The organism is Agromyces humi, assembly GCF_009720255.1.
Lineage (GTDB): Bacteria > Actinomycetota > Actinomycetes > Actinomycetales > Microbacteriaceae > Agromyces > Agromyces humi.
Genome location: NZ_WJSP02000115.1, coordinates 1 through 9606, shown reverse-complemented (window position 1 = coordinate 9606; position 9606 = coordinate 1). Strand labels below are relative to the sequence as shown.

10 protein-coding genes are annotated in these 9606 nt (G+C 71.0%); 4 read left to right on the top strand and 6 right to left on the bottom strand.

What is annotated here, in order from left to right; all coding sequences use genetic code 11:
* The 3 genes from GH736_RS11120 to GH736_RS11110 form a co-directional block, all read right to left on the bottom strand.
* On the bottom strand, window positions 1-2299 hold a 2299-nt coding region (locus GH736_RS11120; RefSeq protein WP_159603200.1), incomplete at its 3' end, for an MMPL family transporter.
* A 63-nt stretch (window positions 2300-2362) separates the two neighbouring features.
* Complete coding sequence (gene rsrA, locus GH736_RS11115; RefSeq protein WP_159603199.1) at window positions 2363-2620, bottom strand: mycothiol system anti-sigma-R factor; 258 nt, start codon at window positions 2618-2620, stop codon at window positions 2363-2365.
* Entirely contained in the window at window positions 2617-3306 is a 690-nt protein-coding gene (locus GH736_RS11110) for a sigma-70 family RNA polymerase sigma factor (RefSeq protein WP_159603198.1), read from the bottom strand. Before GH736_RS11110 ends, rsrA begins: the two co-directional genes overlap by 4 nt.
* A 60-nt stretch (window positions 3307-3366) precedes the next feature.
* Between GH736_RS11110 and aroA the strand changes: the two genes are divergently transcribed.
* The 3 genes from aroA to bcp are packed head-to-tail and all read left to right on the top strand — an operon-like array spanning window position 3367 to window position 6306.
* Window positions 3367-4737: a 3-phosphoshikimate 1-carboxyvinyltransferase gene (gene aroA / locus GH736_RS11105; protein ID WP_159603197.1), complete on the top strand. Its 1371-nt coding sequence runs from the start codon at window positions 3367-3369 to the stop codon at window positions 4735-4737.
* Entirely contained in the window at window positions 4734-5795 is a 1062-nt protein-coding gene (gene rsgA, locus GH736_RS11100) for a ribosome small subunit-dependent GTPase A (protein ID WP_159603196.1), read from the top strand. The genes aroA and rsgA overlap by 4 nt, the downstream gene beginning before the upstream one ends.
* A gap of 34 nt (window positions 5796-5829) precedes the next feature.
* A complete protein-coding gene (gene bcp / locus GH736_RS11095) occupies window positions 5830-6306 on the top strand; it encodes a thioredoxin-dependent thiol peroxidase (protein WP_159603194.1) in 477 nt (158 codons plus the stop codon).
* Window positions 6307-6309: 3 nt separating this feature from the next.
* Here the strand turns inward: bcp and GH736_RS11090 are convergent, their stop codons facing one another.
* Entirely contained in the window at window positions 6310-6744 is a 435-nt protein-coding gene (locus GH736_RS11090; RefSeq protein WP_203230721.1) for a hypothetical protein, read from the bottom strand.
* Between the two features lie 229 nt (window positions 6745-6973).
* On the opposite strand from GH736_RS11090, the gene GH736_RS11085 reads away from it, so the two are divergent.
* Window positions 6974-7222: a WhiB family transcriptional regulator gene (locus GH736_RS11085; RefSeq protein ID WP_022881603.1), complete on the top strand. Its 249-nt coding sequence runs from the start codon at window positions 6974-6976 to the stop codon at window positions 7220-7222.
* Between the two features lie 49 nt (window positions 7223-7271).
* On the opposite strand, the gene GH736_RS11080 is transcribed toward GH736_RS11085, so the two are convergent.
* Both GH736_RS11080 and GH736_RS11075 read right to left on the bottom strand, forming a co-directional pair.
* The gene (locus GH736_RS11080; RefSeq protein ID WP_159603192.1) at window positions 7272-8765 is read right to left on the bottom strand and encodes a sensor histidine kinase; all 1494 of its coding nucleotides are present in this window, start codon (window positions 8763-8765) and stop codon (window positions 7272-7274) included.
* A 42-nt stretch (window positions 8766-8807) separates the two neighbouring features.
* A partial coding sequence (locus GH736_RS11075; RefSeq protein WP_407922340.1) for a MinD/ParA family ATP-binding protein occupies window positions 8808-9606 on the bottom strand: 799 nt, incomplete at its 5' end.

Genomic DNA, 9606 nt, shown 5'->3' with positions numbered 1-9606 from the left:
CCGGCTCGTGCTCGGGTTCGGCCGGGCCTGCGGGCTCGTCACGGAGGGCGTCGTCGGCACCCGCGGGCGCTGCGCCCATGACCACCGCCGCATCCTCTCGCGTCACGCCTCGGTCGACGGGCGAGCGCCACAGCTTGGACGGCCACCAGATCGCCCGGCCGATGTCGTAGGCGAGCGCGGGCACGAGGAGCGACCGCACGAGGAACGTGTCGAGGAGCACGCCGAACGCGACGATGAAGGAGATCTGCGCGAGGAACAGGATCGGCAGCACGCCGAGCGCGGCGAACGTCGCCGCGAGCACCAGGCCGGCCGACGTGATCACCCCGCCCGTCACGACCAGTCCGCGCAGCACGCCCTCGCGCGTGCCGTGCCGCACGCTCTCCTCGCGCACCCTCGTCATCAGGAAGATGTTGTAGTCGACGCCGAGGGCGACGAGGAAGACGAAGCCGAACAGCGGCACGACGGGGTCGGCTCCGGGGAACCCGAACACCCCGTTGAACACGACCGCCGACACGCCGAGCGCGGCGGCGAACGACAGCACGACCGTGCCGATGAGCAGGAGCGGCGCGACGATCGACCGCAACAGCAGCATCAGGATGACGAGGATCACCGCGAGCACGAGCGGGATGATGAGGTTCCGGTCGCGGATCGAGGCGTCCTTCGTGTCCAGCGCGACGGCGGTCGTCCCACCGACGAGCACCGGGTCGTCGGTCGTGGAGACCGCCTCGAATTGCGCGCGCAGGTCGGCGACCACCGCCTCGGCCGCGTCGGAGTCGGCCGCGTCGGCGAGGGTCGCGTCGAGCTGCACCCGTCCGTCGACGACGGTCGGCTCGCCGGCGGGCGTTCCCGGAGGGCCGAGCGGCTGGATGCCGTCCTCCGTCACGGGCAGGGAACCGCTCGGGGAGTCCTCGGACACGACCGTGACGGTATCGACGCCGTCGGTGGCGAGGAGCACCTCGGCCACGTCCTGCAGTTGCTCCTCGCTCGCGATGACGACGGCCGGGGTTCCGGAGCCGCCCGGGAAGTGCTCGCCGAGCAGCGCCTGTCCGTCGCGGGCCTGCGACTCCCCCAGCACGAACTCGCTCGACGGCACGCCATCGGCCTTCAGCTGCGTCATCCCCAGGGCGAGCACCGCCAGCACCAGCGTCGACACGACCCACGTCACGCGGGGCCGTCGCGCGATGAGGCGCGCAACGCGAGGCCACACACCGCGGCGTCCGACCACGTCGTCTGCCTCGACGTGGGCGCTGAACCTCGGTCGCACGGGCCAGAACGCCACCCGCCCGGCCCACAGCATGAGCGCGGGAAGGAGCGTGAGCGAGGCCGCGAGGGCGAACAGGATGCCGATCGCCGACACCGGGCCGAGGATCTTGTTCGAGGTCAGCTCGCTCGCGAGGAGCATGAGGAGGCCCGCGATCACGGTGCCGCCCGAGGCGAGGATCGGCTCCCACGATCCGCGCAGGGCCGCCCACGTGGCATCCCACTTGCGCTCATGCGTGTGCAGCGCCTCTCGGTAGCGGGCGATGTAGAGCAGCGAGTAGTCGGTCGCCGCCCCGATGACGAGGATGAACAGGATGCCCTGCGTCTGCCCGTTGAGCACGAGGACGTCGGCGCGCGCCAGCGCGACGACGGCGAGCACCGAGCCGCACAGCGCGGTGAGGCTCGTGCCGAGCACGATGACCGGCAGGAGCGGCGAGCGGTACACGACGACGAGGATGAGGAACACCGCGGCGAACGCGACGATGAGGAGCAACCCGTCGATGCCGGCGAACGCCGCCTTGAGGTCGGTGGTGAACCCGGCCGGGCCGGTGACGGCCACCTCGAGTCCGTCGCCGGCCGTCTCCTCGACCTGCGCCCGGAGCGCGTCGACGGCGACGTCGACCTCCGCGCCGGCATCCACCTGCACGAAGACCTCTGCGGCCGCGCCGTCCTCCGAGACGACCGGCGGCGACACCCCGTCGTCCACGACGCCGTCGACGTCCGCGAACGCCGCGGCATCGTCCTCGATGGCGGCCGTGTCCTCATCGGTGAGGCCGCCGTCGCGTGCGTAGACGACGATGGCCGGGATGACGTCGGCGGAGCGGAACTCGGCCTGCAGGTCCTGCACGCGTGTCGACTCGGCCTCGGCGGGCAGGAACTGCGACTGCTCGTTCTCAACGACGTCGCTCAGCGCGCCGAAGGAGGCCCCGCCGGCGCCGAACGCGCCGAACCAGAGCAGGATGAGGACGGTCGGGATGAGGACGCGAAGCCACGTGGGCACGCGGCGCGGGCGGGGGTCTGAGCGGTCTGCGGGTTCCATCCTGACCGACGTTACGGGCCGGTCAGCCTGACTCGCGTCGTCCGAAAGACGGAACCGCGGCGACTACTCGACGAGCGCGCCGTGTCCGGCCTGGTACGCGCGGATCCTCGTGAGCACGACGGCGCGCAGCTCCTCGGGGGCGCTCTCCTTGCAGGCGCGTTGCACGACCTCGGTGATCGCGACGCCCACCCGGAGCTCGGCCTGGCAGTCGGCGCAGTGCTCCACGTGCTCGCGGATGTCCGCCGCGTCCTCACGCCGGAGTTCGTGGTGCAGGTACTCCTCGAGTTCGGCTCGTGCCTTCTCGCAGCCGCAGTCGGTCATCGCTTGCTCCTCGTCGGTTGAGGCGCCGCACCCGCCGCGAAGCCCTGTTCGCGTGCGTAGTCGGCGAGGGACTCGCGGAGCAGCCGCCTGCCACGGTGCAGGCGGCTCATCACGGTCCCGATGGGGGTGTTCATCATGTCGGCGATCTCCTGGTAGGAGAAGCCCTCCACGTCGGCGAAGTAGACGGCGAGGCGGAAGTCCTCGGGAAGCGCCTGCAGCGCGTCCTTCACGGCACTGTCGGGCAGGTGGTCGATCGCCTCGGCCTCGGCCGAGCGGCTCGAGCGCGCGGTCGTCGACTCGGCGCCGCCCAGCTGCCAGTCCTCGAGGTCGTCGATCGTGCCCTGGTACGGCTCGCGCTGCTTCTTGCGGTAGCTGTTGATGAAGGTGTTCGTGAGGATCCGGTACAGCCATGCCTTCAGGTTGGTGCCCTGGGTGAACTGGCCGAACGCGGCGAAGGCCTTGACGAACGTCTCCTGCACGAGGTCCTGCGCGTCGGCCGGGTTCTTCGTCATGCGCAGCGCGGCGGCATAGAGCTGGTCGATGAACGGCAGCGCCTGCTCCTCGAAGAGCTCGCCGAGCGGGCGGGCCTCGTCGGGCGCGCCGGAGTTCGTCGTGGGGTCGGTCTCGTCGGCAGTCATCACCGGCCATCCTAGATCGTCGGCCGTGGCGACCACTGGGCGTTCCATCACCGCAAGCGACACGCGCACCATCTCCTTCCGCGTCTCGGACGCTACTGTTGATAACCGATGCAGATTTCGAGGTATTCCGCACCCGAGTTCGACCCGTACGGCGAGGCCAGGCAGACCGAGCCCGACGATGGCTGGCGTGCGCCCGTCGCCACGGCGCCGCTGGAGTCCGTCGTGGCCCTCCCCGGCTCGAAGTCGCTTACCAACCGTGAGCTCGTCCTCGCGGCGCTGGCCGACGGCCCGTCGACGCTGCACGCTCCCCTCTGGTCGCGCGACAGCGAGCTGATGGTCGAGGGCCTGCGAGCACTCGGCACGAGATTCGAGCGGATGCCGGGCACGGGCGGGTTCGGCGACGACGTGCGCGTCATCCCCGCCGAGGAGCTCCTCGGCTCGACGACGATCGACTGCGGCCTCGCCGGCACGGTGATGCGGTTCCTGCCGCCCGTGGCCGCGCTGGCGCTCGGACCCACGACGTTCGACGGTGATGAGGGGGCGCGGCGACGCCCCATGGGCGGTTCGATCCACGGCCTCCGCGATCTCGGGGTCGACCTCGACGACGACGGTCGCGGCGCACTCCCGTTCACGGTGCACGGCACCGGTCGGGTGGCCGGTGGCGCGCTCGAGATCGACGCCTCGGCATCGAGCCAGTTCGTCTCGGGGCTGCTGCTCGCCGCCGCTCGCTTCGAGGAGGGCCTCGACCTGCGCCATGTCGGCGAGCGCCTGCCCAGCCTGCCGCACATCGAGATGACCATCGCCACCCTGCGCGCGCGCGGCGTCGAGGTCGCCAGTCCAGAACCTGGTCGCTGGGTGGTGGAGCCGGGGCTGATCCGTGCCATCGACGTGGCCATCGAGCCCGACCTCTCCAACGCCGCACCGTTCCTCGTCGCCGCGCTCGTCGCGGGCGGTCACGTGACGATCACGGGGTGGCCGGCCGAGACCACCCAGGTCGGGGCGCAGCTCGCGCAGCTGCTGCCCCGGTTCGGTGCCAGGGTCACCCTCGACGCCGATCGCCTCACCGTGCGCGCGCCCGAGTCCGCGGCCGACGGAGGCCGCGGCATCCGGGGCGTCGACCTCGACCTCTCGGAGGCCGGCGAACTCGTGCCGAACCTCGTGGCACTTGCGGCGTTCGCCGACGGCCCGAGCACCTTCACCGGCATCGGCCACATCCGCCACCACGAGACCGACCGGCTCGCGGCCCTCGCCACCGAGCTCAACCGGCTCGGCGGCGCCGTCACCGAGCTCGAGGACGGACTGCGGGTCGAGCCTGCGCCGCTCACCGGCGGGCCGTGGCGTGCCTACGCGGATCACCGCATGGCCACCACGGGCGCCATCGTCGGACTGGCCGTGCCCGGCGTCGTGGTCGACGACATCGCCTCGACCTCCAAGACCCTGCCGCAGTTCACCGCGCTGTGGGAGCAGATGCTGGCATGACCTGGTGGGACGCCGACGACGCGGACGAGGATGAGCCCGAGTTCGACGAGTCCGACGTGCGGGTGCGGCCCAACCGCCGCGGCAGCCGACCCCGCACGAAGACCCGCCCCGAGCACGCCGACGCCGTCCAGGGCGTCGTGCTGGGCGTCGACCGGGGCCGCTACGCCGTCCTCATCGACGAGGGCGGACCCGACGAGCGCGAGATCATCGCCGCGCGTGCGAGCGAGCTCCGTCGCAAGTCGGTCGTCACCGGCGATCACGTCGACCTCGTGGGCGACACCACCGGCGAAGACGGCACGCTCGCCCGCATCGTGCGCATCGGCGAACGCTCCACCCTGCTCCGCCGCAGTGCCGACGACACCGACGAGGTCGAGCGGATCATCGTCGCCAATGCCGACCAGATGCTCATCGTCGTGGCCGCCGCCAACCCCGAACCGCGCATCCGGCTCGTCGATCGCTACCTCGTGGCCGCGTTCGACGCCGGCATCCAGCCGCTGCTCGTCATCACCAAGACCGACCTCGCCGACCCGGGCGAGTTCCTCGAGAACTTCGCCGGGCTCGACCTCCCGGTCTTCCGGTCCAGCACCGAGCGGATGCCGCTCGACGAGATCACCCGCGCACTCGTGGGGCACCGCACGGTCTTCGTCGGCCATTCCGGGGTGGGCAAGTCGACCCTCGTGAATGCCCTCGTGCCCAGCGCCCACCGCGCGATCGGGCGCGTGAACGACGTGACCGGCCGCGGACGCCACACGTCGTCATCGACGGTGTCGCTGCGCATCGAGGGCGAGGCAGGCACCGGCTGGGCGATCGACACTCCCGGCGTGCGCTCGTTCGGTTTGGGGCACGTGAACCCCGCCAACATCCTCGGCGCGTTCACCGACCTCGCCCGCATCGCCGAAGACTGCCCCCGCGGGTGCACCCACCTGCCCGACGCGCCCGACTGCGCCATCAACGAGGCGGTCGAGGCCGGCGAGCTCGGCGAGACGGGCCGAGCGAGGGTGGATTCGCTGCAGCGGCTGCTCACCACCTTCGCCAGAGGCGTCGGCCCCTCCGCCTGAGCGTCGGCCCAGACGGCGTGCCTACGATGGATGGATGACCGACGCACGTCTCGCCCCCGGCGACCTCGCTCCCGACTTCACGCTCGACGACCAGGACGGCACCCCCGTGACGCTCTCGTCACTTCGCGGCTCCCGCGTCGTCCTGTACTTCTACCCGGAGGCCATGACGCCCGGCTGCACGACCGAGGCGTGCGACTTCCGCGACAACCTCAATTCCTTCAAGGGCGCCGGCGTGCGCGTGGTCGGCGTCTCGAAGGACGACGTCGCGAAGCTCAAGCGGTTCGCCGAACGGGACGGGCTCAACTACACCCTCCTCTCCGACGAGGATCTCGCCGTCCAGCAGGCCTACGGCGTCTGGGGCGAGAAGCTGCTCTACGGCAAGACCGTCGTGGGATCCATCCGGTCGACCTTCGTGATCGGCGAGGATGGACGCATCGAGCGCGCCTGGTACAACGTGAAGGCCACCGGCCACGTCGCCCGGGTCCGTCGCGACCTCGGTCTCGACGACTGAGCGTCAGGCGCCGTCGGGCGCCCGATCCAGGTCTCCCGGACGCGTGTAGGCGAGTCGCACCGGCGCCCACAGCAGCAGCCCGATGACGGTGATCGCAGGCACGAGCAGCAGCCAGCCGACGTCCGGCCTCGCGAAGAGTCCTTGGAACGCACCGACGGCGATCGACAGTTGCAGCACCTGCCACACGATCGCCGCGGCACGCGACCACGGTGCGCGCCGGATCGACGCGACCGCCACCGCGCTCACCCAGATCGCGCCGATCACCACGAGCACGAGGAGTGCGATCGCGGTGGCGTACGACGACGGTTCGAGCGCCAGCAGGTCGGCCACCAGCCACACCACCACGGCGACGAGCGCCGCAGCCTCGAGGAACAGCAATGCCGTGACCGCGATCAGGGCCGCGCGCACCCCTCCCGAATCGGATGCCTCGTGCGGCATGTTCGGCTCCGTACCGTCCCGATTCACAGCGTTATCCCAAACACGGCTATTGATTCGATCTCTCCGCTATGCGACCATTTATGAGGCCGAATTGATGCTCACAGGGACGTGAGCCGATCAGTCATGATCCTACTTCCCGATATTCGGCTTTCCCCCTGCAGCACAAAGCCGAACTCGGCTGGCGCAATCGTGCGCGTCTGCGATCGAAGTACACGCAAGGAGCATCTCCATGGATTGGCGCGACAAGGCCGCCTGCCTCACCGCAGACCCGGAACTCTTCTTCCCGGTCGGCAACACCGGTCCCGCCGTCGACCAGATCGAGAAGGCGAAGGCCGTCTGCGGCCGCTGCACCGTCACGGAGATCTGCCTCCAGTACGCCCTCGAGACCGGTCAGGACTCGGGCGTGTGGGGAGGCCTCAGCGAAGACGAGCGCCGCGCCCTGAAGCGCCGCGCCGCCCGCGCACGCCGCGCGTCCTGACGACCGCCACTCCCCCGGAGGCGCCGCCGACTCGGCATCCGACCGACCCCTAGGCCGGCGTGATCCAGCGGAGGGGCACGTCGATCGTCACCTCAGTGCCCCGACCGACCACGGTGTGCCAGTCGATGGTGCCGCCGAGTTCGCCCTGGATCAGGGTCCGCACGATCTGGGTGCCGAGCCCCTCGCCGACCTTCCCCTCGGGGAGTCCCGAACCGGTGTCGCGAACCTGCACGGTGAGCGTCGTCGGCGAACGGTCGGCGGTGATCTCGACGTCGCCCTCCTGACCGGCGAGGCCGTGCTCCACGGCGTTCGTGACCAGCTCCGTGAGGGCCAGCGCGAGCGGCGTGGCGTATTCGCTCGGCAGCACGCCGAACGACCCGGAACGCTTCGGGTGCGCGGTGGTGTTGTGCGCCGACGCGACCTCGGCCACGAGCAGCAGGGCCCGGTCGAAGACCTCGTCGAAGTTCACGTTCTGCGTGAGGCCCTCCGAGAGGGTGTCGTGCACGACGGCGATGGCCCCGACGCGACGCATCGCCTGCGTCAGCGCGTCGCGCGCCTCGTCGGAGTGGGTGCGGCGAGCCTGGATGCGCAGCAGCGACGCGACCGTCTGCAGGTTGTTCTTCACGCGATGGTGGATCTCGCGGATGGTCGCGTCCTTGGTGATGAGCTCCTGCTCCTGGTGGCGCAGCTCGGTGACGTCGCGGCTGAGCACGATCGCGCCGATCCGCTCGCCACGATGCCGGATGGGGATGGCCCGCAGCGACACGGTCACGCCCCGCGACTCCACGTCGGTGCGCCACGGCGCCCGGCCGGTGACCACGAGGGGCAGCGACTCGTCGACGACGAGCTTGCCGCTCAAGAGCCGCGTCGTGACCTCGGCCAGCGACTCCCCCTCGAGCTCGTCCTCGAAGCCCATGCGGTTGAACGCGGAGAGGGCGTTCGGACTCGCGAAGGTGGTCACGCCGTCGAGATCGAGGCGGATGAGTCCGTCGGATGCTCGCGGCGCACCGCGACGCGGTCCCGTCGGTGCACCCAGGTCGGGGAAGTCCCCCGACGCGATCATCTGGAAGAGCTCCTCGGCGCACTCGTTGAACGTGAGCTCCTGCCGGCTGGCCGCGCGCGTGGCACCGAGGTTCGTGTGTCGTGTGATCACCGCGACCGGCTCGGGCGCCAGGTGAGTGCCGGTCGCCGAGAGCCGCCGCATGACGGGCACGGCGCGCACGCGCGTGGGCATCTCCTCGTACCAGTCGGGTGCCGAGGAATCCGTGATCCGGCCGGACTCGAAGGCGCCGGTGACGAGTTCGCGCCACTGCGGCTTGATCTGCTGGCCGACGAAGTCGCGGTAGAAGAGGGTCGCGGCGCTGGAAGGGCGGGCGTGGGCCACCGCCACGAAGTCGTCGTCGCCCGACGGCACCCACAGCACGATGTCGGCGAACGCGAGATCGGCGAGCAGTTGGAGGTCGCCGACGAGCATGTGCAGCCAGTCGACATCGGCCTGACTGCTGCGGCCCTGGGCGAGGACGAGTTCACTGAGGGTCGACACAGACCCAGCGTAGTGGGCGGTTCCGGATGCCGCGGCGAGCCGTCAGCCGGCTGCGGCGCGACGCATCGGCGCGACGGCGAAGCCGCGACGCCGGACGGGCTCGGGCACCGGGAGGACGTGCTCGAGCACGTACTCGCGCAGTGCCGCGCGCAAGGGGCTGCGCGGCGCGGCGTCGCGAAGCGTGCGAGCGGTGAGGATGGCGGCATCCGTCGACCGGCCGTCGTGCGGAAGCAGCGTCGCGTCCGTGATGCCGGCGAACCGACGGAGCGTCTGCCGCACCTGGGCGTTCGCGTCGATGCCGAGAGCGCCCGTGCGCACGCGGTTCACGACGACGTCGATACGGTCCGCGTCGACGAGGTCCATGAGATCGCCGTGGCCACGGAGCAGCCTCGAGAGCCCGACCGGGTCGGCAAGCCCGACGGCGATCACCCGGTCGGCCGCGGCCAGGCATGCGAAGGTCGCCGCGTTGCGTCGCGGCGCGAACTGGTCGCTCGTGAGCTCCTCATCGCGCTCGAGGCTGAATCCCGTGTCGACGACGACGTATTCGACCTGCCCGGCGATCGCCTGGACGGCCGCGGTCACGCGATCGTGCGCGAGCTCGGGCCAGCGACTCGGGCCGACGAGTCCGGTGAAGACGTCGAACGAGGCACGGGGTGCCGAGTACCGCTGCACGATGCGCTCGAGTTCGGCGCGATCGAGCGCATCTCCGCCCGCCAGGCGGCAGGCCGAGGCGAACCCGGGCGCCTCATCGAGCAGGCCCAGCGACGGCGCGACGGCGCCTCCGTAGGGGTCGGCGTCGACGAGGGCGACGGTATGGCCCGCAGCGGCGAGCTCCGCGGCC

What these genes read in the sequence shown, in the direction of transcription:
- rsrA (WP_159603199.1), bottom strand. Translation starts at nt 2,620, where the DNA reads ATGACCGACTGCGGCTGCGAGAAGGCACGAGCCGAACTCGAGGAGTAC.
- GH736_RS11110 (WP_159603198.1), bottom strand. Translation starts at nt 3,306, where the DNA reads ATGGAACGCCCAGTGGTCGCCACGGCCGACGATCTAGGATGGCCGGTG.
- aroA (WP_159603197.1), top strand. Translation starts at nt 3,367, where the DNA reads ATGCAGATTTCGAGGTATTCCGCACCCGAGTTCGACCCGTACGGCGAG.
- rsgA (WP_159603196.1), top strand. Translation starts at nt 4,734, where the DNA reads ATGACCTGGTGGGACGCCGACGACGCGGACGAGGATGAGCCCGAGTTC.
- bcp (WP_159603194.1), top strand. Translation starts at nt 5,830, where the DNA reads ATGACCGACGCACGTCTCGCCCCCGGCGACCTCGCTCCCGACTTCACG.
- GH736_RS11090 (WP_203230721.1), bottom strand. Translation starts at nt 6,744, where the DNA reads ATGCCGCACGAGGCATCCGATTCGGGAGGGGTGCGCGCGGCCCTGATC.
- GH736_RS11085 (WP_022881603.1), top strand. Translation starts at nt 6,974, where the DNA reads ATGGATTGGCGCGACAAGGCCGCCTGCCTCACCGCAGACCCGGAACTC.